This window comes from Streptomyces sp. CB01373 (assembly GCF_002803075.1).
Lineage (GTDB): Bacteria > Actinomycetota > Actinomycetes > Streptomycetales > Streptomycetaceae > Streptomyces.
The window spans coordinates 230009-256028 of record NZ_NNBK01000007.1; the positions used below are offsets into that span (position 1 = coordinate 230009).

The 26020-nt window shown below is 71.2% G+C and carries 22 protein-coding genes and 1 pseudogene; 9 read left to right on the forward strand and 14 right to left on the reverse strand.

The genetic code is table 11. The features are described from left to right. The first annotated feature begins 95 nt into the window (after positions 1-95). From CG719_RS13245 to CG719_RS13255, 3 genes are all read left to right on the forward strand, one after another. Positions 96-512: a hypothetical protein gene (locus tag CG719_RS13245; protein WP_100568784.1), complete on the forward strand. Its 417-nt coding sequence runs from the start codon at positions 96-98 to the stop codon at positions 510-512. Then, entirely contained in the window at positions 509-2092 is a 1584-nt protein-coding gene (locus tag CG719_RS13250) for a multicopper oxidase family protein (RefSeq protein ID WP_234375552.1), read from the forward strand. The genes CG719_RS13245 and CG719_RS13250 overlap by 4 nt, the downstream gene beginning before the upstream one ends. A gap of 137 nt (positions 2093-2229) precedes the next feature. Further along, a complete protein-coding gene (locus tag CG719_RS13255) occupies positions 2230-3372 on the forward strand; it encodes a site-2 protease family protein (protein WP_100568876.1) in 1143 nt (380 codons plus the stop codon). Positions 3373-3421: 49 nt separating this feature from the next. On the opposite strand, the gene CG719_RS13260 is transcribed toward CG719_RS13255, so the two are convergent. The 6 genes from CG719_RS13260 to CG719_RS13285 form a co-directional block, all read right to left on the reverse strand. Beyond that, the gene (locus tag CG719_RS13260; RefSeq protein WP_100568785.1) at positions 3422-4618 is read right to left on the reverse strand and encodes a glycosyltransferase 87 family protein; all 1197 of its coding nucleotides are present in this window, start codon (positions 4616-4618) and stop codon (positions 3422-3424) included. Beyond that, positions 4615-6003 carry a polyprenol phosphomannose-dependent alpha 1,6 mannosyltransferase MptB gene (gene mptB, locus CG719_RS13265; RefSeq protein ID WP_100568786.1) on the reverse strand — a complete coding sequence of 463 codons (1389 nt, stop codon included), beginning with the start codon at positions 6001-6003 and terminating at the stop codon, positions 4615-4617. The genes CG719_RS13260 and mptB overlap by 4 nt, the downstream gene beginning before the upstream one ends. Positions 6004-6211: 208 nt before the next feature. Next, positions 6212-7624 (reverse strand): aspartate ammonia-lyase, encoded by a 1413-nt coding sequence (gene aspA, locus CG719_RS13270; RefSeq protein ID WP_100568787.1) that lies wholly within the window; start codon positions 7622-7624, stop codon positions 6212-6214. 37 nt (positions 7625-7661) lie between these two features. Next, positions 7662-8717 (reverse strand): asparaginase, encoded by a 1056-nt coding sequence (locus CG719_RS13275; protein ID WP_100568788.1) that lies wholly within the window; start codon positions 8715-8717, stop codon positions 7662-7664. 11 nt (positions 8718-8728) lie between these two features. Further along, positions 8729-9460, reverse strand: coding sequence for a FadR/GntR family transcriptional regulator (locus CG719_RS13280; protein WP_100568789.1), 732 nt, complete (start codon positions 9458-9460; stop codon positions 8729-8731). Between the two features lie 67 nt (positions 9461-9527). Next, the gene (locus CG719_RS13285) at positions 9528-9875 is read right to left on the reverse strand and encodes a DUF1330 domain-containing protein (protein ID WP_100568877.1); all 348 of its coding nucleotides are present in this window, start codon (positions 9873-9875) and stop codon (positions 9528-9530) included. Between the two features lie 528 nt (positions 9876-10403). On the opposite strand from CG719_RS13285, the gene CG719_RS13290 reads away from it, so the two are divergent. The 4 genes from CG719_RS13290 (at position 10404) to CG719_RS13310 (ending at position 14986) form a co-directional block, all read left to right on the forward strand. After that, positions 10404-11546 carry a chitinase gene (locus tag CG719_RS13290; RefSeq protein WP_100568790.1) on the forward strand — a complete coding sequence of 381 codons (1143 nt, stop codon included), beginning with the start codon at positions 10404-10406 and terminating at the stop codon, positions 11544-11546. 493 nt (positions 11547-12039) lie between these two features. Beyond that, positions 12040-12297 (forward strand): hypothetical protein, encoded by a 258-nt coding sequence (locus tag CG719_RS13300; RefSeq protein WP_159024869.1) that lies wholly within the window; start codon positions 12040-12042, stop codon positions 12295-12297. 184 nt (positions 12298-12481) lie between these two features. Further along, positions 12482-13786, forward strand: a complete 1305-nt coding sequence (locus tag CG719_RS13305; RefSeq protein ID WP_234375553.1) for a PP2C family protein-serine/threonine phosphatase — start codon at positions 12482-12484, stop codon at positions 13784-13786. 186 nt (positions 13787-13972) lie between these two features. Next, positions 13973-14986: an MASE1 domain-containing protein gene (locus CG719_RS13310; protein WP_100568794.1), complete on the forward strand. Its 1014-nt coding sequence runs from the start codon at positions 13973-13975 to the stop codon at positions 14984-14986. 132 nt (positions 14987-15118) lie between these two features. On the opposite strand, the gene CG719_RS13315 is transcribed toward CG719_RS13310, so the two are convergent. Beyond that, positions 15119-15457: an EthD domain-containing protein gene (locus CG719_RS13315; protein WP_100568878.1), complete on the reverse strand. Its 339-nt coding sequence runs from the start codon at positions 15455-15457 to the stop codon at positions 15119-15121. A 96-nt stretch (positions 15458-15553) separates the two neighbouring features. Between CG719_RS13315 and CG719_RS13320 the strand changes: the two genes are divergently transcribed. Further along, positions 15554-16126, forward strand: a complete 573-nt coding sequence (locus CG719_RS13320; RefSeq protein WP_100568879.1) for a TetR/AcrR family transcriptional regulator — start codon at positions 15554-15556, stop codon at positions 16124-16126. A gap of 28 nt (positions 16127-16154) precedes the next feature. On the opposite strand, the gene CG719_RS36370 is transcribed toward CG719_RS13320, so the two are convergent. Then, complete coding sequence (locus CG719_RS36370; RefSeq protein WP_234375554.1) at positions 16155-16520, reverse strand: hypothetical protein; 366 nt, start codon at positions 16518-16520, stop codon at positions 16155-16157. 188 nt (positions 16521-16708) lie between these two features. Between CG719_RS36370 and helR the strand changes: the two genes are divergently transcribed. Then, entirely contained in the window at positions 16709-18877 is a 2169-nt protein-coding gene (gene helR, locus CG719_RS13330; protein WP_100568795.1) for an RNA polymerase recycling motor ATPase HelR, read from the forward strand. A 69-nt stretch (positions 18878-18946) separates the two neighbouring features. On the opposite strand, the gene CG719_RS37125 is transcribed toward helR, so the two are convergent. The 6 genes and pseudogenes from CG719_RS37125 to CG719_RS37130 all read right to left on the reverse strand — a co-directional run bounded on the left by CG719_RS37125 (position 18947) and on the right by CG719_RS37130 (position 25664). After that, positions 18947-19081, reverse strand: a complete 135-nt coding sequence (locus CG719_RS37125) for a hypothetical protein (protein WP_267895358.1) — start codon at positions 19079-19081, stop codon at positions 18947-18949. A 379-nt stretch (positions 19082-19460) separates the two neighbouring features. Continuing rightward, positions 19461-19883 carry a collagen-like protein gene (locus tag CG719_RS36375; RefSeq protein WP_234375555.1) on the reverse strand — a complete coding sequence of 141 codons (423 nt, stop codon included), beginning with the start codon at positions 19881-19883 and terminating at the stop codon, positions 19461-19463. 831 nt (positions 19884-20714) lie between these two features. After that, a pseudogene (locus CG719_RS37530) lies at positions 20715-21125 on the reverse strand (SH3 domain-containing protein); the annotation flags it as partial. A gap of 62 nt (positions 21126-21187) precedes the next feature. After that, entirely contained in the window at positions 21188-22207 is a 1020-nt protein-coding gene (locus CG719_RS13345; protein WP_199836627.1) for an IPT/TIG domain-containing protein, read from the reverse strand. A gap of 158 nt (positions 22208-22365) precedes the next feature. Further along, complete coding sequence (locus CG719_RS13350; protein WP_100568798.1) at positions 22366-23112, reverse strand: IPT/TIG domain-containing protein; 747 nt, start codon at positions 23110-23112, stop codon at positions 22366-22368. Positions 23113-23999: 887 nt separating this feature from the next. Continuing rightward, positions 24000-25664 (reverse strand): glucuronyl esterase domain-containing protein, encoded by a 1665-nt coding sequence (locus CG719_RS37130; RefSeq protein ID WP_100568799.1) that lies wholly within the window; start codon positions 25662-25664, stop codon positions 24000-24002. Positions 25665-26020: the final 356 nt, after the last annotated feature.

Genomic DNA, 26020 nt, shown 5'->3' on the forward strand with positions numbered 1-26020 from the left:
GACGGTTCGATGACCCGGGTTCTACGACTGTGTCCGAGTGTGCACCACTCCCATGTCGCACATCCCCTGTATCGAGACAGAGCTGAGGTCTCCGTATGTCCTTACGTCGTTCCCTGCTCGCCGTCCGGATCGTCGCCCTGCTCCAGGCCGTACTGCTCGTCGCCCAAGTCGCCCTGGCCGGTGGCTTCCTGGGCGGACACTTCAACATGCTGGAGATGCACGGCATGCTGGCCCGCGGTGTCGTGGGCGTGGCGGTGCTGATGGCCGTGGCCGCCTTCCTGGTGCGCCGGGCGGGCGGGCCGTCGTCGTTCCTCGGACTCTCTCTCCTGCTGCTGGTCGCACTGCTCGGCCAGGTGGTGCTCGGGGTGAAGCACAGCGTGCCCGCCCACGTCCTGCTCGGGGTGCTCATCGTCGCGGCTTCCGCGATGTTCACCCAGCGTGTGCTGAGCACCCCGCTGCCACCCGGTGACTCCCCCGAAGCGCCGGACCGCGCATCGGAGTTGGTCGCGTGAGACGACGTACCGTCCTGAGCGCGGGCGGCGCCGCCCTCGGCGCGGGAGCCGTGACACTGGCGGGCCTGCCCCTGCTGCGCTCCTTCTTCGGCGCGGGCAGGCCCGGCCACCTGCTCGGCAGCACGGCGGAACTGCCCCGGCCGTATCAAGTACCCCTCCCCGTACCGCCGGTGCTGGAGCCCGCCGCCGGCAGCGGCACCACGGACAGCTACGAGATCACCCAGCGCGTGGCCGAGTTGGAGATCCTGCCCGGTCTGAGAACGAGGGCCTGGACGTACGGCGGGACCTTCCCAGGGCCGACCCTCGTCTCCCGTTCCGGCCGGCGCGCCGTGGTCCGGCACCGCAACGAGCTGGACCAGCCCGTCGTCGTGCATCTGCACGGCGGGCACACCCCTGCGGCGAGCGACGGCTACCCGACCTCGCTCATCCTGCCCGCCGACGGCTCCTACGACGCCCACCGCGCCGCCCAGGACATGGCCGGCGGCAGGCACGGCATGGCCATGGACCACGGCGCGATGGACCTGGCCGAGGGCGAGCGGAGTCACACCTACCCGTTCAAGCAGCGTGCGGCGACGCTCTGGTACCACGATCACCGCATGGGCTACACCGGCGCGAGCGTGTGGAGGGGGCTGGCCGGGTTCCATCTCGTCCACGACGACGAGGAGGATCGGCTGCCGCTGCCGAACGGCGAGCGTGACATTCCGCTGATGATCGCGGACCGGTCCTTCGCGGAGGACGGATCGTTCCGCTACCCCATGCTGGATCCGGAGTTCCACGCCCCAGGCGTCACCGATGCCTACATGGACGGCGTGCTGGGCGACGTGGTGCTGGTCAACGGCGCGCCCTGGCCGGTGCACGAGGTGGAGCGGCTGCGCTACCGCCTGCGTTTCCTCAATGCCTCAAACGCCCGCGTATACAAACTGGAGCTGGACCCCCAGCCGGCGGGCGGTGACGCCTTCGTGCAGATCGGCGGCGACGGCGGGCTGCTGTCCGAGCCGCGGCGCCACGACGCGTTGGAGATCGCGCCCGGAGAACGCTTCGACGTCGTCACCGACTTCTCCCGGTACCGCGCGGGCACCCGGGTGCGCCTGCTGAACCGCTTCGGGGACGGCACGACCGCCGAGGTCATGCGCTTCGACGTGGGGTCGGGCTCACCGAGGGACGACACGACGGTGCCGGACAGGCTCAGTGAGGTGGTCGCGCTGGAGCCCGGCCGGGCCACGGTCACCCGGGACTTCCACTTCCGCGGCTCGGTCGACGGGTGGACCATCAACGGTCTGGAGTACCGGCCGGGGAGGGCTCTGGCCAGGCCCAAGCTGGGACAGACCGAGGTGTGGCGGTTCACCACCAACTTCCACCACCCGGTCCATCTCCACCTCGACCACTTCCAGGTGGTCTCGCGGAACAATCGGGGCCCGGGGGCGTACGACCACGGCTGGAAGGACACCGTGGCCCTGCGTTCGGCCGAGGCCGTGGAAGTGGTCGTCCGCTTCACCGACTACACCGGCCCCTTCATGCTCCACTGCCACAACCTGGAGCACGAGGACATGGCCATGATGGGCGACTTCGTCACCGAGTAGCGCCCGCGCGCCGAAGCGGCCGGGCGCCGTCTGTCCGACAGGCGGCACACCCCTCGCCGGACGGAAGCCGGATGTTCCCTTTCACCGGCCGGTGGCGGACCCTGGAAGCAGGGCGTGACCTGTCGGCGGTGATGGGAATGAAGGGTTCTGTCCGGCTCGGAAACATCCGGGGACTGGCGATCCAGGCGCACTGGAGCGTGCCGCTGGTCATGTTCTTCTTCGCTTATGGCCTGGCCGTCTGGACGTTGCCCAGGTACGCGGCCGGTCTGGCGCCGGTGGTGTACGCGGCCGGCGGGGTGGTAGGCGCTTCGCTGTTGCTGGTGAGCCTGGTGGTGCACGAGGTGGCACACGCGCTCACGGCCCGCAGGGCGGGGATCTCCGTACGGGACGTCACGCTGTGGGCACTCGGTGGGCTGACCCGGATGGACCGGCCGACGACGGCGCGTGCGGCGTTCTGGGTCGCCGTCAGCGGCCCGGTCGCCAGCCTGCTGCTCGGCGGTGTCTGGCTGGGCCTTGCGGCCGCCGTGGACGCGACGCTGAGATGGCGGGTTCCGATTGCCGTACTGGGGTGGCTGGGCGGCACGAACCTGCTGCTGGGTGTCTTCAACCTGCTGCCCGCCGCACCCCTGGACGGGGGCCGGCTGGTCCAGGCCGCGGTGTGGTGGCGTACGGGGGACCGCGAGCGGGCCCAGCGGGCGGCCGGCCGCAGCGGACAGGTCATCGGCATGGCGCTGGCCGCCGCCGGGTGGGTGGTGCTCCTGAGGGGCACGACCGGCGGCCTGTGGCTGATGGCCATCGGCCTGTTCGTGGCCGGTACCGCCGCGACCGAGCGGCGGTGGGCGGAGCTGGTCACCGCCCTGCGTGGCGTGCGGGTGGGGCAGACGATGACCACTCCGGTGGTGACCGGGCCCGACTGGCTGACCGTGGGCAGCTTCCTGTCCGAGGTGGCCACCCGGACGGGTCACTCGGTGGTGCCGCTGCTGGACTTCGACGGCCGTCCCAGCGGTCTCCTGCAGATGCGCAGGCTGGCCGCCGTGCCGCCCGGGCAGCGGGAGCGGCTGCGGGCGCGGGACCTCGCGACCCCGCTGTCCCGGTGCACGCTCGCCGCACCGGACGAGCTGCTGAACTCCGTACTGGAGCGCCTCGGCGCCGCGGGCGGCGGACTGCCCATCCTGGTCATGGACGACGGCCGGCTCGGCGGGATCGTCACCGCGCACGACATCGACCGGTCCCGCCGGCGGCACCGCGACCCCTCGGCCCACAGGGAGCGCCCGGTGTAGCGGGCCGGACGGCCGGTTCGCCGCCGCCCCGGCCGTCGCGCCGCGCGGGTCAGGACGCCGTCGGTGTACGACCGACGGCTCCGGGTGCGGGCGCGCCGGTACCGTCGGCGAGGGGCGGGCTCGCGACGCAGGGCCGGCCGGTCGGCAGTGCCAGCAGCAGGCCCAGGGTGATCCACACATATGTGTTGCTGCCGAGGAAACCGCCGAGTCCGGAGGCGTCGTCGAACCACAGCCAGACCACGCTGCTGCACAGCAGCCCGTACAGGACGGCCGCGATCCGCAGGCGGCGGGCGTGCGCCAGCACCGCGAACGACGGCAGCAGCCAGACGAGATGGTGCACCCAGGTGATCGGGCTGATCAGGCACGAGACCAGCCCCGTGAGGGCGAAGGCGGCCCGCCAGTCGTCCGCGCGCAGCGCCTTGTGCGTGCGCCACGCCCACACCGCCAGGACGAGGAGGACGGCCAGGGCCCAGGCGGCGCGGCTGGGTTCGCCGGGTGCCGCGAGGCGGGCGAGGACGCCCTGGAGGGACTGGTTGGAGACGTAGTCGAGGCGGCCGACGCGGGTGGTGTCCCAGACGGCGTGCGTCCAGTAGAAGCGGGAGGCGTCCGGTGCCGCCCAGGCCGCGAGGACCGTGGCGGCGGTGGTGACGGCGGTCGCGACGGCGGCGGCCCGCCGGCGCCGGGCGAGCAGCAGCAGGACGATGAAGACCGCGGGCGTGAGCTTGACGGCCGCGGCGAGCCCGATGCCCGCTCCCGCCCAGCGGCCGCGCCCGGTGGACAGCAGCCATCCGTCGGTGAGTACGAGGGCCAGCAGCAGGAGGTTGACCTGCCCGAAGCTGATGGTGTCCCGCACGGGTTCGAGCAGCGCCAGGGCGCAGGCCGCCAGGGCCCAGCCGAACCAGCCGTGGCGGTTCAGTTTCCGGCCGGCGAGGATCCGCAGCACGACGGCGACGGCGACGAGGTTGAGCAGCAGCGCGCCCGCGATCGCCGTGTTAGGGCCGACGAGCGCCATCGGCAGCATGCTCAGCGCGGCGAACGGCGGGTAGGTGAAACCGAAGGTGGTCCCCGGCAGGTGGTAGTCGTAGATGCGGCCGCCGTGGTGCACCCAGTCGTTCACGGCACCGTAGTAGACGCGCAGGTCGAACCAGCCGCGCAGCAGCGGCACGGTGGCGGTGAAGGCGGTCACGGCGACGGCGAGGCACAGGACGAGGACGAGCCGTCCCAGGTCGGTACGCGGCAGTCTCACGCGGTCCCTCCGAGCACCGGGGCCCGGGCCGTCTGGTGGGCCTGCCACAGGACGACCAGGGCGAGCGCGCCTCCGGAGACCGCGAGGGCCACCTGGGCGAGGTCCGGCGGGCCGCCGCTGGGCAGTACGGCGAGCGCGAGGACGGCGGTCGCGGCGGCCACCCGGTGGCGGACGGAGGCGCTGGGGGCCGCGGCGGCGATGAGGAACAGGCCCCACAGCGCGTACCAGGGCCGGATCGCCGGGCCGAGAACGGCCACGGCGGCGAGGCTCAGGCCGAGCGCGTAGATCGGGCCGGGACGCAGCCGGAGCCATATGAAGAGCACCGCGGCCAGGGTCGCGAGCAGGCCGGCCGCGTGCCAGACGGGGGTGGCGAGGGGTGCGAGGCCGCTGCCCAGATGTGCGAGGACGTCGCCCGTGGCGCGGCCGAGGAGGCTGGTGGGCGACCAGTTGTGCGGGGAGACGGGTGTCCGCAGGGCCGCGATCCAGCCGTATCCCGTGCCGGTGAGGGCGGTCGCCACGACCGTGGTGGCGAGGGTGACGGCGGTGGTCGTCGCGATCGCGCGCGCCAGTCCGGTGTGCCGGCGCAGTGCGATCACGGCCAGCAGGCCGAGCGCGGCCGGCGCCTTCACCAGCGCGGCGAGCGTGATCAGGGCGACCCCGAGGACGTGCAGGCGGCCGCGGGCGGCGAGCAGACCGATGCCGAGCAGTCCCAGCATGATGGCGTCGTTGTGGGCGCCGGCGACCAGGTGCAGCAGCACCAGCGGGTTGAGGGCGCCGAGCCACAGCGCGGCGGCAGGGTCGGCGCCGCACTGGCGGGCGAGCCGCGGCAGCGCCACGGCCATGAGTGCCACGCCGAGCAGGGCGACCAGCCGCATGCCGAGCAGGCCCGCCGGCAGTTCCCCGCGGGTCAGTCCGGACAGGGCGGAGGCGACGGCGAGGAAGACCGGGCCGTACGGGGCCGCGGTGTCCCGCCACACCGGCGCCACCTCGGCCGCGAGCGGCCCGCCGAGTTGTGCGGGCCCGTGCGTGTACACGTCGAGGTGGGCGTCGACCATGGCGCCCTGCGCGAGATAGCTGTACACGTCACGGCTGAACAGCGGCGGCGCCAGCAGCAGCGGTGCCGCCCATACGGCCAGGACGAGCAGCAGGGCCCGGGGCGTTGGCGGCTCGGGGCCGCGGATCACCCTGCCGAGCAGCGCCCACGCGGCGATCAGCAGGACGACCCCGAAGTACACGCCCACGAGTCCGAGCGCGGCGCGCCCGGACTCGGGAGAGACCAGATCCGCGACAGGCAGGGCCCCGGCGGTCTGACCGCCCAGCGCGAGGAAGGCGGTACCGGCCAGGCCGAGGGCCTGGCAGCGGCGGAGATCGACGGGGAAAGCCATGGCCAACACTCGGGAAGCGTGTCAACGCCGGGTGGCCGGAGGGCGACGCACGCCCCTCAGCGGGGCGGCGTGCGCATGACCGCTGTATGAGCGACGCGGCGGACGCAATTCCCCGCCGCGTCGCTGGTGCCCGTCGCGTGCCCGGCGTGACGTACGTGTCCCGGCGACGTGGATGTCTCGGCCCGGTCGTCGCCGGGCGGGCGGTGGCTCAGAGCTCCGGTGAGCCGCTGCCCGCGAGCACCTCGGGCCGCAGCAGCGCCTGAAGGCGCTCGGCCGGCAGCAGGCCCTTCTCCAGGACGAGTTCGGCGACGCCGCGGCCGGTGGCCAGGGCCTCCTTGGCGATGCCGGTGGCCGCCTCGTACCCGATGTGCGGGTTGAGGGCGGTGACCAGACCGATGGAGTTCTCCACCGCGGCCCGCAACTGCTCGGTGTTGGCCGTGATGCCGGACACGCACCGCTCGGCGAGGGTCAGGCAGGCGCGCTCCAGGTGGGTGATGCTCTCCGACAGGGAGTGCAGGATGATCGGCTCGAACGCGTTCAGCTGGAGCTGACCGGCCTCGGCGGCCATGGTGATGGTCACGTCGTTTCCGATCACCTCGAAGGCGACCTGGTTGGCGACCTCGGGAATGACCGGGTTGACCTTGCCGGGCATGATGCTCGAACCGGCCTGCACCGGCGGCAGGTTGATCTCGTTGAGGCCCGCGCGCGGACCGGAGGACAGCAGGCGCAGGTCGTTGCAGCTCTTGGAGAGCTTGACGGCGATCCGCTTGAGCACGCCGGACATCTGCACGAAGGCACCGCAGTCCTGGGTGGCCTCCACCAGGTTGGCGGCCGTCACCAGCGGCAGGCCGGTGATCCCGGCGAGGTGGCGGCGGGCCGACTCGGCGTATCCGGCGGGGGCGTTGAGACCGGTGCCGATCGCCGTGGCGCCGAGGTTGATCTCGTGGATCAGCTCGACGGCCTCCGCGAGCCGCAGGCGGTCCTCGTCGAGCATGACCGCGAACGTGGAGAACTCCTGCCCCAGCGTCATCGGCACGGCGTCCTGGAGCTGGGTGCGGCCCATCTTGAGCACATCGCGGAACTCGAGGGCCTTGCCGGCGAAGGCGTCCTGGAGCACGGCCATCGCCTTGAGCAGGCCGCGTACGGCGAACACCGTCGCAATCTTGACGGCGGTCGGGTAGACGTCGTTGGTGGACTGGCCGAGGTTGACGTCCTCGTTGGGGTGCAGGTGCTGGTACTCGCCCTTGGCGTGGCCGAGCAGTTCCAGCGCACGGTTGGCGACGACCTCGTTGGCGTTCATGTTGGTGGAGGTGCCGGCGCCGCCCTGGATGACGTCGACGACGAACTCGTCGTGCAGTTTGCCGTCGCGGATCTCGCGGCAGGCCTCGACGATGGCGGCGGCCTTGCGCGGCTCCAGCAGGCCGAGTTCCTCGTTGGCGAGGGCGGCGGCCTCCTTGACGGCGGCGAGGGCGTCGATCAGGTGCGGGTAGGCGGAGATCGGCGTCCCCGTAATGGGGAAGTTCTCCTTGGCGCGCAGGGAGTGGATGCCCCAGTACGCCTCGGCGGGTACGTCGCGGTGGCCGAGCAGGTCGTGCTCGCTGCGGTGGGCTGCGGCGGTCATGGCTGTGCGGGTCCTCTTTCGGAGGTGGGTGGTTCGGTCAGGCAGGCGTCCGGGCGTGGGGGTGGTCCCCGCCCGAGCGGGACCCGGAGACCGGGGCGGGGTCGAGGGCGCGGACGGGCCGGACGCTACCGACCGGTCGGCCGCCGCCGAGCAGGGGCTCACCGGCGAACTCGGCGAGCGCGGCCGGGTCGATCCCGGCCCGTGCGAGGGCCGCGGCGGCGACCGGGACGCGCGCCCGGTTCGCTCCGTCGGCGATCTTCACGGCGACGGCCCGGCCGTCCGGCAGCGCCGCGACCTGGACGCCCTCGAAGCCGTCCTTGGCGAGCAGCCCGGGCACGGCGCGCATGAGCGCCGCGACGTCCCGCCGGGAGCCGGAGGCCATCTCGGCGTGCTCGCGCATGGCGTCCGCGACCCGTGCCTCGGGGGTGCCGGCCGGTGCGGTGGTGATCCGGGCAGCGGCGCGCGCGAGCCCGTGCAGTGAGACGGCGAACAGGGGCGCGCCGCAGCCGTCGACGGTCACCCGGGCGATCGCCTGGCCGGTGAGGTCCTCGACGGTTTCGGCGACGGCGCGCTGCAAGGGGTGGCCCGGATCGAGGTAGTCCTCCAGTGGCCAGCCGTTGAGCCCGCAGGTGTGGAGCATGGCCGCGTGCTTGCCGGAGCAGTTCTGCGCGAGCCGGGACGGCCGGCGTCCCTCGCGCACCCAGGCGTCGCGGACGACCGGGTCGTACGGCAGGTCGGGGACGTTGCGCAGGTCGTCCTCGGTGACTCCGGCCAGCTCCAGGATGCGCCGGGTGCCGGCGAGGTGCCGTTCCTCCCCGGAGTGGCTGGCGGCGGTCAGCGACAGCAGTTCCCCGTCGAGCGGCAGCCCGGCCCGGAGCATCGCCACCGCCTGCATCGGCTTGAGCGCCGAACGCGGGTAGAAGGCGGCCTCGATGTCGCCGAGTCGCAGCTCCACGGCTCTGTCGGCGCCGAGGACGACGACCGAGCCGTAGTGGATGCCCTCGACGACCCCGCCGCGGACGAGATGGGCGACGGGCACGTGGAGGGGTTCCCGGACCACGGGGGCCCCGGCCACGGCCGGACTTCCGTACATGACTGTCTGGTTCACGCCTTGGAACCGTCTTCCGTGGGGGCGTCCGTGCGGTTCGGGCGCATGATGTCGGTGAGTGTCTTCTCGACGCGGTCGAGATGGTGGGTCATGGCCTGCACCGCGTCGTGTCCGGAACCGTCGATCAGCGCCTCGACGATCGCGCGGTGCTCGCGGTTGGACTGCTCGCGCCGGCCGCCGAGCTCGTTGAGGAAGGCGGACTGGCGGGCCAGCGCGTCCCGGATCTCCTCGATCACCCGGCGGAAGACGGGGTTCTGGGCGGCTTCGGCCACGGCCAGGTGGAAGACGGTGTCCATCGCGACCCATGCGGTGGTGTCCGTCTCCTGCTCCATCCGTTCCAGGAGGTGGACCAGGTGATCGAGGTTCTCGGCCGTACGGCGCTCCGCCGCGTATCCGGCGACCGGGATCTCGACGTGACGGCGCACCTCCAGGAGGTCGCCGGCCGCGTAGTCGCCGAAGGTGGGCTCCTCGACGGCGTTGGCGACGACGAAGGTGCCCTTGCCGGTTCTGGAGGCCGTGAGCCCCATCGTCTGCAGGGCCCGCAGGGCCTCCCGCAGCACGGGCCGGCTGATCTCCAGGGTGCGGCACAGCTCGGCTTCCGAGGGGAGCTTGTCGCCGATGGCGTATTCGCCGCGCTCGATGGCACCGCGAAGGTGGCCGAGCACCGCTTCCATGGCGCTGACGCGCCGCGGCCCCGGACCACCTGTCTGGCTGTCTGACAGGTTCACGGGGTGATCCTGCGGGTGGCGGGGCCGGACTGTCAAGGCGCGCCCTTCTCCGAGGGCAGGCCACGCACTACTCGGCGGGCAGCGCCTCCCGCATCACCTTCGCGGTGCCGGCCGGGTCGTAGCCCTCGGGCACACCCGGCACCAGGATGATGTCGCCGTCGATGTGCCGCGAGCGCAGGGGTGCGATCTCCTGGTACGCGGGTGAGTCCCACCAGGCGCGCGCCTCGGCGATCCCGGGGAAGCCGATCACCACGACATGCCCGGGCCGGCTTCCCTCCTTCACCTCGTGCCGCGTGGCATGCACGAGGAAACGGCCACCGTACGGCTCGAAGGTGCCGCTGATGCGCTCGATGTACTCGGCGATCTCCGGATGCGGAGCGGCCTCCTGCAAGTGAGCTATTGCGTAGGCGGTCATGTCGTCCTTCCGTCCGGTCGGGCTCTGCTGCACCGGCGATCCTGGCAGGCGGCTGCACGAAGGGCGATGACCTGCCAGGTAAGCGCGCTCGGTACGCCCGGGCAGGACCGAAGCCGCCACACCGGCTCGTACGCCCCCTCCGCGAGCCGGCGTGGGCCGCACCCCTGCGACTCGGTGCGGCCGGCCTTGCGATGCCTGCCGGGCAAGGTGCGGTGACGCCGAACAGCCCGCGCAGCCGCCCGAGCTGACGTCATGTAAGGCGTGGGCCGCGGGGCGCAGCGCGGAGAGCGTGGCCGTCGGTGGCTCGATTATCGGCCAGATCATGTGCGGCTCTTGACCGTATTGGTTTAGACCTTTAGATTCCAGGCCGTCAGGCCCCCCACCGTGCCGGGTCGAGTGCCCGTGTCGCACCGGCGGTCATTGCCGGACCGTACTCGTACGCCCACCCCCGCGACCGCTCCCCCGCCCCACCGGAGCCGGGTGGCCACGTCGTCACTCAACCGACTCTTCCTCAGGAGCACACCCCACATGCCCACCCCCCACCCCGTTTTGAGCCTCCGCAGACGCGCACCCCTGGCCAAGCTCACGGTCAGCGCGGTGCTCGCTCTCGCCCTCTCCGCCCTGTTCGCCGTCTCCCCCGCCTGGGCGGCGGAGGGGCAGATCAGCGGCCTCGCCGGCAAGTGCGTCGACGTCGCCGCCGCGAGCAACGCCAACGGCACGGCCGTCCAGCTCTACGACTGCAACGGCACGAACGCCCAGAAGTGGTCCAACTCCGGTGACGGAACCCTGCGGGCGCTCGGCAAGTGCCTCGACGTCGTCGACCGCAGCACGGCCGACGGCGCCGCCGTCCAGCTGTGGGACTGCTCCGGCGGAGCGAACCAGCAGTGGGTCGTCACCGCCGCCCGCGACATCGTCAACCCGGCCGCGAACAAGTGCCTCGACGTGCGGGACAACAACAGCGCCAACGGCACCCGTCTGCAGATCTGGACCTGCACCGGGGGCGGCAACCAGAAGTGGAGCGCCCCGTCGAGCGGCGGCAGCGGCAACCCGTCCGGGTTCGTCGTCTCCGAGGCCCAGTTCAACCAGATGTTCCCGAACCGGAACTCCTTCTACACCTACAGCGGCCTGAAGGCCGCGCTCAGCGCCTACCCCGGCTTCGCCGGTACGGGCAGCGACACGACCAAGAAGCAGGAGGCGGCCGCGTTCCTGGCGAACGTCAATCACGAGACGGGCGGCCTGGTCTACGTCGTCGAGCAGAACACCGCCAACTATCCGCACTACTGCGACTCGAGCCGGTCGTACGGCTGCCCCGCCGGACAGGCGGCCTACTACGGCCGCGGGCCCATCCAGCTCAGCTGGAACTTCAACTACAAGGCAGCCGGTGACGCGCTCGGCATCGACCTGCTCAACAACCCCTGGCTGGTGCAGAACGACGCTTCCGTGGCCTGGAAGACCGGCCTCTGGTACTGGAACACCCAGTCGGGTCCCGGCTCCATGACTCCGCACGCCGCCATGGTCAACGGCGCCGGATTCGGGCAGACCATCCGCTCGATCAACGGCTCCCTGGAGTGCGACGGCAGGAATCCCGCCCAGGTGCAGAGCCGCGTCGACGCCTACCAGCGCTTCGCGTCCATCCTCGGCGTGAGCCCCGGTAACAACCTGTACTGCTGAGCAACACCCTTCCGCAGGCGGGAGGCGGGGCGTGGGCCGAGGAAGTTCGGTCCACGCCCCGTCTGCTTGCGCGCTCTCGCCAGCCGGGAGCCGCTGTTGCGGCAACGAGGCGGGCAGCCCGCCTGCATGACGGTGTGTGACATGCCGCTTTCAGCGTAATAGGCGGGTTAGGCTGTCTGGCCGCGCCACTCTGTGCGGGTTGATCACGGTCGTGTCAGGAGACTGTGGGTGCACAGATCGAGTGAGTGGCTGTATGAGCGGATCCTCCGGAACAAGCGACAGAACCCGGACATCACGGGGCGGGCGTCGGCGCAGAAGTACCGGGTGCCGCGGAACACGGTGGCCAAGGCACTCGGGCATCCGGTACCGCTGAAGCGGAGGAAGCCGCCGCCACGGAGGAGCGTGTCGGAACCGGTGAACAAGTGTGCGCCGGGCACGCTGCGGATGTCGTCCTCAGGCAGGGCCGAGGGTGGGCTCCGTCAGCAGCGGCCTGGTGGCCGTCGAGGCCCGCAGGGCCATCGAGCACCGGGAGGCGGCGGACGACAGCGGCGAGGCAGACTTTGATGGTGGAGGCGGCGGACAGGCGGACGACGCCCACCGTGACGAGGGCGCGCCCGGCGCGAAGGTGATCTCCCCGCTTGCGCGGCGGCTGCCGCCGGACGCGCAGACTGCGCCGGCGGACATGAGCGAGTGCAAGCAGCTGCTGAAGCCGGTGACGAGGCGTGCGACGACGAAGGGCACGAGCTTATGACCCCCACCAGGACCGCCGAAGCCACGGCCGAGCGGGTGGTGTCGGCGAGGACCCCGCTGCCGGGTGGCCCTCGTCCGTGCGCGGCGATCCGGCCCGCCACTGACTCCTGCCGGTTGAAGGCCACCGGGAGCGGGTACCCGCGCAGCAGGCGATCGTGATGGTGGTGGGCAAGAAGAGGCAAGGGGTGGAGCGGCCGCCAACCCCTGACCTGCTTGCGGGTCTGGATGCCGAGCTGGGCCGGATCGATGAGCAACTGCGCGCTCTGGCCGCCGCCAAGCACCGGGTTCAGGGCCTGTTGCAGGCGGTGGTGGCCATCACCCGGGAGGTGGAGCTGCCCGCGGTACTGCACCGCATCGTGACGACCGCCATGGAACTGGTCGGCGCCCGCTACGGGGCGCTGGGAGTTCTTGACGAGTCCGGCCAGTTCCTGGAGCAGTTCATCGCCGTCGGCGTGACCGAGCAGGAGCGGTCGGCCTTGGCCGAAGCGGGGTTTCCTCGCGGCCTCGGCGTTCTCGGGCACCTGATCCGCCACCCCGAGCCCTTGCGGGTGGACGACATCTCCTCCCATCCGTCCTCGGTCGGCCTGCCGCCAGGCCACCCGCCCATGCAGACCCTGCTGGGCGTCGCCGTCAGCGTCCGCGGCGAAATCTACGGCGACCTCTTTCTCTCCGAGCGGCGCGACGGACGGCCCTTCGACGCCCACGACGAGACCATCGTCGTCGCCCTCGCCAGTGCCGCCGGTATCGCGATCGACAACGTCCGGCTCTTCGAACAGGTTCGTACCGGATCCGAACAGTTCCAGCGGCGTCTGCTGCCGACGCTGCCCGACATGCGGCCCTTCGACGCCGCCGCCATCTACCGGCCCGCCGCCAAACCCCACCATGTGGGAGGCGACTGGTACGACGCCATCCTGCTTCCGGACGGCGCGGTGGCGGTCGTCATCGGCGACGTGGTCGGTCACGATCTGCACGCCGCCGCCGCCATGGCCTCCACTCGCAACATGCTGCGCGCTTTGCTGTTCACCCTGCTCACTCCGCCCAGCGCTGTCCTCGCCCAGCTCGATCGCACCCTGGAAGCCATCACCGACAGCCCCGTCACCACCACCAGCCTGGCGCGCATCGAACCCGCGGGGGCTGCCTGGAGGCTGCACTGGAGCTCCGCGGGCCACGTCCCCCCGTTGCTGATCGCCCCGGGCGGCCGGACGGAATACCTGTTCACGGAGCCCGGACTACCACTGAACGTCGACGTCGGGCTGCCCCGCCCCGACCACACCCATCCTCTGCCCCCGGGCACCACCGTGGTCTTCTTCACCGACGGCCTCATCGAACACCCCGCCCACCCCCTCGACGACAGCTTGAACAAACTGGCCGAACTCGCCACCGCACACGCGGCCCTGCCCCTGCAGGACTTCGTGCAGGCCCTCGCCGACCACCACCCCAGCGACGCGCACGACGACATGGCCATCCTCGCCCTGCGCACTCCGCGCTGAGACCGCACAGACCCACTCTTACTGAGAGGCAGATCCTTCACGTCACAAGTCGCTCCCGAGTGGTCACCCGAAGCAATCCCGGCAGAGCACATTGCGAAAGGTCATACAGATGAGCGGCGGTGTCGTGGGCCCGGAAGGGTCAGCGAACGGTGGACGACGGAGCAGGGCCGGGGGGAAGACCTCCCGATGACTGTTGCGAGCCGCGACAAGCTCCGGAGCGGTGGCCTGTGGGTCCTGCGGATCATCGCCGTTGCCGCGCTGTACTTCGCCTCCGGCAAGCTGGGACTCCTCCAACACTTCATGCGCGGCCAGGTGACGCCGCTGTGGCCGCCGACCGGGATCGCCCTGGCCGCACTGCTCCTGATGGGCCTGCGGATCTTGCCCGGGATCGTGCTCGGCTCCTTCCTGATCGACCTCACCCTGGGACCGTCACTTCCCGCCGTGCTCGCGATCACGGCAGGCAACACACTCGCGCCCCTCTGCTCCTACGCCCTCCTTCGCGTCACCGGGTTCCGCACCCGGATGAACCGCTTCCAGGACGCGCTCACGCTCGTCTTCCTCGGCGCGTTCGCCGGCATGCTCATCAGCGCGACCGTGGGCAGCACCACCCTGAGCCTCGCCCACGCGCTGCCCCCCGGCGGGTTCTGGCTGACATGGTGGGTCTGGTGGACCGGCGACGCCACGGGCGTCCTGCTGGTCACACCGCTGCTGCTCGCCCTCCGCTCGGCGCGCTGGCCGAAGGACGCACCACCAGCCAGATGGGCGGAGGGGTCGCTGCTCGTCGCGGCAACCGCCGGCGTCGGCCTCCTCCAGACCTCCCCCGCACCGCTGCTCTTCCTCGGCTTCCCGTTGCTGACCTGGGCGGCCTTCCGCTTCCAGCGCGCCGGAGCCACGCCCTGCGCGCTGGCCGTATCCACCTTCGCCATCCTCGCCGCCACTCGCAGAGCAGGCCCGTTCGCCGGTCACACCCTGCTCACCGACATGATTTCACTGCAGGCCTTCAACGGCGCCGCCGCGCTGACCGCGCTGCTGCTCTCCGCGGCCATCACCGCGCGGAACCAGGCCCAGGAAAAGATCCAGGAGGCCAGCAGGCGACTTGCCGAGATGGTGGCGAGAACCGCGCCGGACACCGGACCCCCGGCGCTTCCCGATACCCAGGGCGACGGGGAGGAGAACGGCGGTCGGACGCCACCGTCATGATCAATCGGACGGGGCCGATGAGGACCGGTCCCACCGGACCGCGCCGGTCAGGGACGCGGTCCGAGAGACCCGGAAGCCCCACCCTCTCGGGTCTGCCGGGGCTTTCCGGAGACGTTCGGTCCGGGAACGGGCTCAGCCCGCCGTCACCCGGTCCTCGATCAGGAGCGCACGGGTCCGGGACCGGTCGAGGAACCGCGCCTCGTCGATGCCCACCCGCTCGTCGGAGACGGCCGCCATCCACGCCTGGAAGGCGTCGCGGTCCTCCCAGCCCATCTCGGTCACCACGTCGAAGTCGATCCCGTCCTCGCGCAGGTTGAACGCGTCGCCGCGGATCAGGTAGTGCCGCTTGTACACGATGGGTGACGGAGCGAGGCTCAGGATCAGCGGCACATGGTTGTTCTCGTAGTGCTCCTTGAACGCCTCGCTGGTGATCCCGTCCCGCTTCTTCAGGTAACTGAGCAGCTTCATCATGGTGGTTGAGCCTCCTGGTGCAATTCGGGGAGTTCCCCGGTTACGGCTCTGGTAAGCTAACGGGGAACTCCCCACTTCGTCAAACGAGGACTTTCCGTGATCGCTCCGAGGCAACTCGCCCGCCGGCCGGCGCGCGCCGACGCCCGGCGCAATTACGAGGCGCTGGTCGCCGCCGCGGAGGAGGTCTTCGTCACGGAAGGCCCCGACGCCCCCCTGGATCTGATCGCGCGGCGGGCCGGCGTCGGCAACGCGACGCTCTATCGGCACTTCCCGACCCGGCGCGACCTCCTGGTGGCGGTGTGCGTCGGCGAGGTCGAGACGTTGTGCGAGCTGGCCGAGCGGCTGCGCGCCGAGCCGAACCCCCGCGACGCGCTGATCGCCTGGATCCGGGCCTACATCGACCACGTCGGCGCCCACCGCGGACTGGGCTCCGCGCTGAACACCGGCACACAGGAGGACGACACCCTGGTGGCCGTGTGCCAGGCAGCGGTGACCGAAGCCGGAGGCACCCTCCTGGAAGCGGCCGTTCGGACCGGAGGAGTGCGTGGAGACCTGCGCATCCCCGATCTGCTCGCCCTGGTGGGCGCCCTGGCCACGGCGAGTGAGAGCGGCGACGAGGAAAGGCCCGAGAGGCTTCTCCAACTGGTCATCGAGGGGATCGGCGGCTGACCGGCGACGCCGGAGGCCGTCGTCGGTTTCACTCCACGGTGGGGCGCGCAGCCCCGGCCATCTGTGGCCCGCGGGCGGGCCTGGCACGGTGGCCGCGGCCGACGACGCCGGCCACCCGGTGAGCCGGCAGGTGTCGGCGTCGTAGCCGATCGCCGCGACGTACCCGGCCGGCTCCGGGGCGATGGCCGCCCACCGATCGCGCATGCGTCGCGCCGGCGGCCGGGAGTTCCCACGCGCGCTCGGTCACCGGCGCGCCGATCGCGGCGCCGAGCTCCATCTGCTTGCGCAGGATGCCGGGCACATCGCGCGGCGCGCTGCCGCTTGGTGAGGCGCCTGTCCGTCGGCCTCGGTCTTCGGCGTAGGACGGGCAAAAAAGAAAGGGAAAGGAGGTCACCCGCTCCTTTCCACTCTCAACATATAGCGCAGTGGGGGGCTTGCGGCAAGGCCCCCGTCGTGCCGCACAATCACCGGCCGAAGCCGGAAACCAAGAGTCCGCCGGTGCCCGCTGAGCCACGCGGGCGCGTCGATCCCTGTGCCGCACGCAACGGTCGCAAGCGACCCCAGATCGGAACCCGAGAGATCATGAAACCCCTCACCATCAGCGCTTTCGACCTGCCCGACCGTCTCTCCCCCAAGGCCGACCCGGCACTGATCGCCGGCGACGAGCACCACTTCGCGGCCATCGCGGAGTGCCTCGAACAGTCGATCGCCGGGGTGTCCGACCGCCTCGCCGCCGAACGCAGGGCACCCGGCGGGACGGGCCGGCAGGCGCTGGACCGGGATCTGGAGATCCACCGGCTGACCGCACGGCTGCGCACCCTGCGCCGCTTCGGTCTGGACCTGTGTCTCGGCCGCATGGTCGGCACGGACCACCCCGAGCCCGTGTACGTCGGGCGGCTCGGCCTCACGGACAGCACGGGGCGCCGGCTGCTGCTCGACTGGCGCTCCCCCGCGGCCGAGCCGTTCTTCGGAGCCACCCACGCCAATCCGATGGGGCTGACGAGCCGCCGCCGGTACCGCTGGACCCGCGGCCGGATCGGCGACTACTGGGACGAGGTGTTCACCGCTGACGACATCGCCGGTCACGCCGCGCTCGACGACCAGTCCGCGTTCATCGCCAGCCTGGGCGGCAGCCGGTCCTCGCGGATGCGTGACGTGCTCGGCACCATCCAGGCCGACCAGGACGCCATCATCCGCGCGGGATCCCGCGGCGCTCTCGTCGTCGACGGCGGTCCGGGTACGGGCAAGACCGTCGTCGCCCTGCACCGCGCCGCCTACCTTCTGTACTCCGACCCCCGCCTCGGCCACCGCCGCGGCGGCCTGCTGTTCGTCGGTCCGCACCAGCCGTACCTCGGCTACGTCGCCGACGTCCTCCCCAGCCTCGGCGAGGAGGGCGTGCAGACCTGCACCCTGCGCGACCTCGTCGCCGAGGGGGCCGCGGCGCCGGTCGAGAGCGACCCTGGCGTGGCCCTCCTGAAGTCGTCCGCGGACATGGTGAAGGCGGTCGAGAAGGCCGTCAGGTTCTACGAGGAGCCACCCGCGGAGGGGATGACGGTCACGACCCCCTGGTCCGACGTCCGGCTGAGCGCCGAGGACTGGGCGGCGGCGTTCGAGGCGGTCGAACCCGGTACCCCGCACAACGAGGCGCGCGACCAGATCCGGGAGGAACTGTTCACGATCCTGGTGGACAAGCACGAAGGCGACGTGTCCGCCGACCAACTCCGCACGTCCCTGACGCGGAACAGGGAACTGCTCACCGCCCTCAACCGTGCCTGGCCCCTGCTCGAAGCGGCCGACCTCGTCGGAGACCTGTGGTCCGTACCCGCCTATCTGCGGATGTGCGCTCCCTGGCTCGGCCGCGGTGACGTCGAAAGGCTCCAGCGCCCCGACGCCCAGGCCTGGACGGTGTCCGACCTGCCGCTGCTGGACGCGGCGCGGCAGCGGCTCGGTGACGCGGAGACCTCGCGGCGCGAGGCCCGGCACGCGGCCGTCCTCGCCGCCCAGCGGGAGCGCATGGAGCAGGTCGTCGACAACCTGATCGCCGCCGCGGCCGACTCCGGAGCCGACGGTGACGACGGCGAGGGTCTGGTGACGATGCTGCGCGGTGCGGACGCCGAGGTCAGCCTGGTCGACGAGTCGGAACTGACCCCTGCCGACCCGGACCGGCTCGCCGGCCCGTTCGCGCACATCGTCGTCGACGAGGCCCAGGAACTGACCGACGCGGAGTGGCACATGCTGCTGCTGCGGTGCCCGTCGCGGAGCTTCACCATCGTCGGGGACCGGGCCCAGGCCAGGCGCGGGTTCACGGAGTCGTGGCGGGAACGGCTCGAACGGATCGGGCTCGACCGGATCAACCTGGCGTCCCTGAGTATCAACTACCGCACGCCGGAGGAGATCATGGCGGAAGCCGAGCCGGTCATCCGGGCCGTGCTCCCGGACGCCAACGTGCCGACCTCGGTCCGCAGCGGCGGCGTTCCCGTCGTGCGCGGATCCACCTCGGAGCTGCGCTCGATCGTCGACACCTGGCTGACCGGGCATGCCGACGGGATCGCCTGCGTCATCGGCGATCCGACGTTCCGGACCACGTCACGTGTCCGGTCCCTCACCCCGGAGCTGTCGAAGGGGCTCGAATTCGACCTGGTCGTCCTCGTCGACCCCGAGAGGTTCGGCGAGGGCGTCGAAGGAGCGATCGACCGCTATGTCGCCATGACCAGAGCGACCCAGCAGCTGGTCGTCCTCACGAGCCCCTGACGTAGGTGTCACCGGGAACGCCCGGCAGCCGCACGCTGCCGGGCACCGCTCCCTTCTGGCTCCGCGGCGTCAGCGCCCTTCCTTCCGCCTGCCGCGCACGAGCCAGGCGGCTCCCCCGACGGCCAGGGCGACCGGCCATTCCAGGGCCCCGGCGACGGCGAGGGCTCCCAGGCCCCCGTAGAAGACCAGGTCCCGGGTGGGCACGTTCTCCAGACTGAGGTGCGGGATCGGAACCGGGGCGCGGAACACGCGAGTGCCCAGGTGGAAACCCCCGTCAGGATGGGCCTCCCCGGCCCCGTCCTGCTGGGTTTGCGCACGGCCGGTGAACGCTCGCCTGCTCTGTGTCGTGTAATGCCCCTTCTGGGCCCGCACGCGTGCCGCAGGCTCGAGCGTGGTCAGTCCAGCGTCCGACATCTTCCTCTGGGCCCGGACACGCTCGGTGGGCTCGAGCACGGTCTCAGCTGCCGTAACCATCCCCGCTCCCTCCTCTCCTGTGAGCCGGTGTGGATGTGTCTCTTCTCCATCCACCCTCCCATCCTCGCGCGCCGTCCGCCGTAGAGCCGCCTCGCGGTGAAGCCGACCTTCACGGCGAGCAGTAGGCAAGGGCGGTGACCTCGTAACTCTGGGTGGCGGAGGTGTTGTGGAAGTTCACGGTCCAGCTGTCGCCGGGGTTCGTGCTCGTGCTCTGGTAACTGTTCACAGGGATGACCTCGTCGCCCCCGACCCAGCCCCCGCTGACCGCGGTCTGACCGGCCGGGCATACGACGACCAGGGCCGTGCTCTGCCCCGGTGCCAGCGTCGCGTCGCCTCCGACGACCTGAGTGAGATCGGCGCCACCGGACGCGCCCTGCGGGCCGGTGGCTCCCTGCGGACCGTTGGCTCCGGTGCCGCCCTGCGGACCGGTGACTCCGGTGCCGCCCTGCGGACCGGTGGCACCCGTAGCGCCCTGTGGGCCCGTGCCACCTGTAGCGCCTTGGGGCCCGCTCGCACCCTGAGACCCGTTCACACCGGCGGCACCCTGCGGACCGTTGGCACCCGTCACGCCCTGCGGGCCCGTGCCACCCGTGCCACCCTGCGGGCCCATGGCGCCCGTAGCGCCTTGGGGTCCCATGCCACCCGAGTCGCCCTTCTGACCCGCAGGACCACCCACACCCTGCGGACCGGCCGCACCCGTCACACCCTGCGGACCAGTAGCACCGATACCACCCTGTGGACCGTTGGCACCCGTCACGCCCTGAGGCCCTGTCGCACCGATACCACCCTGCGGACCGTTGGCACCCGTCACGCCCTGAGGCCCTGTCGCACCGATACCACCCTGCGGACCGTTGGCACCCGTCACGCCCTGAGGGCCCGAGCCACCCGTGCCACCCTGCGGGCCCATGGCGCCCGTAGCGCCTTGGGGTCCCATGCCACCCGAGTCGCCCTTTTGACCCGCAGGACCACCCACACCCTGCGGACCGGCCGCACCCGTCACGCCCTGCGGGCCCGTGCCACCCTGCGGGCCCGTGGCGCCCGTAGCGCCTTGGGGTCCCATGCCACCCGAGTCGCCCTTCTGACCCGCAGGACCACCCACACCCTGCGGACCGGCCGCACCCGTCACACCCTGCGGACCGTTGGCACCCGTCACGCCCTGCGGGCCCGTGCCACCCGTGCCACCCTGCGGGCCCATGGCGCCCGTAGCGCCTTGGGGTCCCATGCCACCCGAGTCGCCCTTCTGACCCGCAGGACCACCCACACCCTGCGGACCGGTCGCCCCCGTCGCACCCTGAGCGCCCTGCGGCCCTTGCGGGCCGGGATCGTCGCACGACGGTACGGGGCCGGAGACGCTGACGTAGCGGGCGGCCACCCAGCCGGAGCGGTTGGCGACCTGGTACCAGAAGGGGTCGCCGTCGACGATCTCGCCCACCGTCCGGCACGAGACGCTGATCCGCGCGCCGCTGGCATAGCTCCCCAACTGGGCCGACCTGGTGGCCGGTTGGGCGCGGATGCTCAAGCTCGTCCTGGAGGTCACCGTCCCGGGAATCGCCGTCGCGAACGCGGTCCGCTCCAGCTGGGTGGCGGCGACCCCTGAGCGCATCGTGTCCGTGGGCCCCGGAGCGGCTGTCGCCGCCGCCCCTTGCAGCTCACATGCCAGGCCCAGGCTCACCGCTCCCAGGGCCAGCGACAGATAGGTAATCCTTCGCATCAAAAAACACCACGCCTTTCGCTCTTCGCCTGCGATGAAGGAGACGGGAAGAGAAAAGCGCATATTCAGCCCATATCATCACTATGACACGAATAAGATCCCAAATCTCATCGAACTGCGAGCTGTCAGATCGCGGGGCCGGCGATCCGGGTGTACGGGAGCCCGTTGCTCACGCCGGCGAGCGTGGTCACCGTGATGGTGACCGCTCCTGCGGCACCCGCGGGCGCGACAGCCGTGAGGCTGGACGGCGAGAGCACGGTGAACGCCGCGGGGATGCCGTTGAAGTCCACGGCCGTCGTGGTGGTGAGGTTGGCGCCGGTCAGCGTCACGACGGCACCGTCGTACGTCGGTCCCTGACCGGGCGTCACGGAGGTGAGGCTGGGCGCGTCGAGGTAGACGTAGCTCAGGGGGTTGCTGGTACCACCGGCGGTGGTGACCGTGACCGCCGCGGCACCGGCCGCGTGAGTGGGAGTCACCAGGGTCATCCGCGTATCGGAGACGACGGTGAACGATGCCGCCGTCGTGTCGAAGCGCACCGCCGTCGCGTTGAGGAGTCCGCTGCCGGTGAGGGTCGCCGCGGCACCGCCGGCCGAGGGTCCGGCGGGGGGCTTGATGTCGGTCAGAGACGGCACCGGGGTGTAGTAGAAGTACGCGCTGGGGTTGTCGGGGTTGCTGGTACCGCCGGGGGTCGTCACCGTCACCGCCGCGGCGCCGGGCGCGTGGGCGGGGGTCACCGCGACGATCCGCGAGGGGGGCAGGACGGTGAACGCCGCCGCGATCCCGTCGAAGAGCACCGTCGTCGCCCCCGACAGGTTGGTGCCCGTCAGCGTCACCGAGGTGCCTCCGGAGACCGGGCCCTGACCGGGCGTCACGCCCGATACGGCGGGTGCGGCGACATAGGTGTAGGTGACGGTCTGCGTGCTGGTGCCCTGGCCGGTGGTGACGGCGACATTGACCGCTCCGGTCCCGGCCGGAGTGATCGCGGTGAGCTGTGTGCTGCTGAGGACGGTGAACGAGGTGGCGGCTCCGCCGCCGAACTGCACGGCTGTCACACCGGTGAAGCCGGTACCGGTCACGGTGACGACGGTCCCGCCGGAGGACGCCCCCTGCGCGGGACTGATCGAGGAGACGGTGGGGGCGGCCAAGGCGGTACTCCTTCACGCGACACTGCGGCAGATCCGTGTCGGACCGGTTCGGGCGACGGCGGCCGGGACGACGGCCGATGGGGGGACACCCGCCCGAGCGGAGGAGGGGACTGCGCTCGGACGGGCGTCGTGTGCACCCCCGGAACGGGGCTGCTGGATCAGATGCCGGGGCCGGCGACGTACGTGAATCCGTCGGCGGCGGTCGCGGTTCCGGCCGGGTTGGTGACCACCACGTCGACGGCGCCGGCCGTGCCGGGCGGAGTCACCGCCGACAGGGAGGTGGCGCTGATGACGGAGAACGGCGCGGCGGTTCCGTCGAAGGTGACCGACTCGGTGCTGTCGAGGTTGGTGCCCGTGATGGTCACCGCCGTTCCGCCGGAGGTCGGGCCCGAGGACGGGTTGACGGTCACGATCGTGGGGTCGTCGATGTAGGTGTAGGACAGGCCGTTGTTGCTGCCGCCCGCGGTCGTCACGGTCACCCCCACCGGTCCGGCCGCGGTGCCCGCGGGCACGACGACACTGATGGAACTGTCGGAGTTCACCGTCGGGGTGGCGGTGTTCGCGCCGAAGGACACGCCGGTCGCGGTCGACAGGCCGGTGCCGTTGATGGTGACGGTGTTGCCGCCGGCCAGCGGCCCGGAGTCGGCGTCCAGAGAGGACTTGAACGGGGCGCCGACGTAGAAGAACGACAGCGGGTTGCTCGTCCCGCCCGGGGTGGTCACGGTGACCCCGACGGCACCCGCGCCCGCGGGGGACACCGCTGTGACCTGGGTCGGGGAGACGTTGGTGACGCTCGTGGCGGGCTTGGTGCCGAACATCACCGTGCTGGTGTTGGAGAGGTTGGTTCCGGTGATGGTCACCGGCGTGCCTCCGCCGGTGGAACCCTGGTTCGGAGAGATGGGCATGGGGACACTCCTTCGTCTCTGCTGGGGACATGCGAGGAACCGGCGGAATGGCCTGTCACCGTCCGCGTCACCGCCAAGAAGCGGGACCGCCGCAGGCACGCGAGCGCCGTCAGCTCTTTCGGGCTGCTTCAGGCATGGAAGAACACGGCTCAGGAGTGTGGCTGGGCACGAAGGGAACGAACGGACTGTCGCCGGGCACACATGGCCGGGCGCGCAGCGGCCTGCGTCGCCTCCCCTGGGCATGGAGAAAACCGGCAACGGCTGCCTGTCTCAACGTCCTTCTGGCACGGGGATGGGCAGCCCGCCGGTGTCGCACTCTCAGTGACCCATACCTCCGATCGGGTGACAAGAGGCCCTGCACCACCATCACCCGTATGGAGTAGTTCAGTGCTCACCCAGGGCCCGATCAGCTTCCCTCTCCGGGGCTCGCGCAGGCCTTCGGCGCCACCCGGGCCGGACACTGCAGGCCGCCGCGCCGAGCCCTCGTGGCCAACTCCGTCGTCTCACAAGACAAGACCATGTCAGCGCGCGCAACCTCGGCAATCCCAGTAGGTGGTACGGCGAGAGGCGAGCGCGGTGATCGCGCTCCCCTGATGGAGTGACGCACCCGGAAACCCCTTGCCCGTGCGCCGGCCCGAAGGCTTGGATGTGAATATCCAACCGGTGGGCTGCCCGTCCTCTCCGGGGGATGTGGCAGTCGATCCGTGTACGGCTTCTCTCCGGAGGACGTGCGTACGCGTCGGCTTGCCGCGATGGGCACCCCCGGAAGAGGGATTTGGATCGGGTCAGCCGGTGCCGTCCAGGTACCGGCTGACCCGGTGGTACACGTGGGTTCCGAATGTGTGGAGCCCGGATGCGCAGGGGGCATCAAGCGTCCTGACTGATGATCAGGGGCTCTTGCAGGTGAGGTTTCCCGGTGCGGGGGTGGAGTTGCCGGTGGCGGTGAAGCCGAAGGTGGCGGTGCCGTTGGCCGCGAGGGTGCCGTTGTACGAGCTGTTGCGCACCGTGACGGATCCGCTGGTCCCGGTGTTGACCCCGTCCCAGAGGCTGCTGATGGACTGACCGGAGGCCAGGTTCAGGCCGACGGTCCAGCCGTTGAGCGTGCTGGTGCCGTTGTTGCGGACCGTCACCTCGCCCTGGAAACCGCCGGGCCAGCTGTTGACGTTGCGGTAGGCGGCGGTGCAAGTACCGTTCGTGCCGCCGCCGCCCGGGTCACCGCCCGGGTTTCCCCCCGTGCCGCCACCCGGGTCGCCACCCGGGTCGCCTCCGTTGCCGCCTCCACCGTCGGTCAAGGTCGGCGTCTGCCAGTCACGCCACGAGGACAGGTTGCCGGACTTGCTGGGCGCGATCCTGAACACGCCGGAGCCGTTGCCCGTGCCCAGCAGGAACTTCTGGAGGTTCTGCTGCAACGGTGTCTTCCACTCGGACCTGACGGCACAGTGGGTCCCGTCCTGCACGTCCGACCAGTAGGTGATGTTGCTGCCGGCGCCGAGCGCCTTGTAGATCTCGGCCCCGCCCAGCGCCGCCACGCTTCCCGACCTGGCGGCCAGCCAGTCGACGTACGGGTTCTCCATGACGAACAGCCCGCGCGGCGCGACCATGCCCAGGATCTCGTGGGTGTCCACCGGCAGGGAGTTCGGGTTGCCCGTGTAGGAGCTGAACGCGTCGCCCAGCCACGGCTGTTCCGAGTAGGCGCTGCTCAGCGGCTGGGAGCCGCTCTCCCCCGGAATACCGCGGAGGATGGGCACACCGCCGCTTCCCGACTCGATCGGCATGGTCAGGGCGACGCGCTGGTCGAACGCGCCGGCCACGATGGCACCCTTGCCGAACCGCGAGCATCCCGTCACGCCGGTCGCGCTCGCCTTGAGGATGTTGCCGCCCGACTGCTCGATGACGTCGATGATGCGGCTCACGCCCCAGGACCAGGCCATCAGCAGGCCCGTGCTGCTGGACGAGCCGTACACGCTGTAGAAGGCACCCTGCTTGTTGTTCCGTGCGGTGCCCTCCTTGCCCACCGAGTAGGGGTCGTAGTTGATGACGGCGACGCCGGAGGCCTTGATGGTGGCCGTGTCCGCGCCGAGCCCGCCGAACACGATGACGGCCGGGAAGGGCCCCGAACCGCTCGGCAGGCTCACGCTCGCCGAGAAGCTCGCGCTCTTGCCCTGGTCCGTCACGTTCACGGTGATGCTGCTCGCCGACACCGTGCCCGTGACGCCGGCGGGTTTCGCGGGCTTCTGGCCGTAGACGGACCTCTGCGCCAGCTGGCTGATCTCCGCCCGGCGGCACCGCCAGTCGCCCTTGGCCGAGATCCGCGTGCCGTTCAGCTTCTTGAAGGGGTCCGGCAGCATGGAACTGGCCGTCGGAGAGCCCGGGTTGGGCACCGCGCAGTCCGCGCCGTCGTCCTCGCCGCCGGCCAGCACCTGCGCGGCGACGACGGCTCCTTCGGCGGCGCCCGCCTGTGGGGTGAGCGAGGGGGTGATGAGGCTCGCGGTGGCGACCAGGACCGCAGCCGCCCACACTCTGGGCCGATATCGGGACCGATGGAAGCGCATGGGGACCTCCGGAGGAAGACGCACGATCGACTGTGGGGTGTGCCAGTTCGAATGTTGCGTGGTTCACGGGGCAACACGGCGCAACTGGGAGCGCTCCCAAGGGTAGGAATGGGGCCCGGAGCATGACAACACCCGGGAGGTGGACCCCTCGGTTTGGCCATTCCACCCCTGCCATCGGCGCACCACGGGATCGCCAAAACAGGGCGGATGAGCGGAAAGCGGCCGATCCGCCCGGCTCCTGCGGCTCCACACAATGAAAGTTCCGGCCGTTTCGTACAGCAGAACGAAACTTTCGATGCGCACCGTACACCGGTGACGGACCGAGTACGAGCCTTCACCGCACCGAACGACACAGT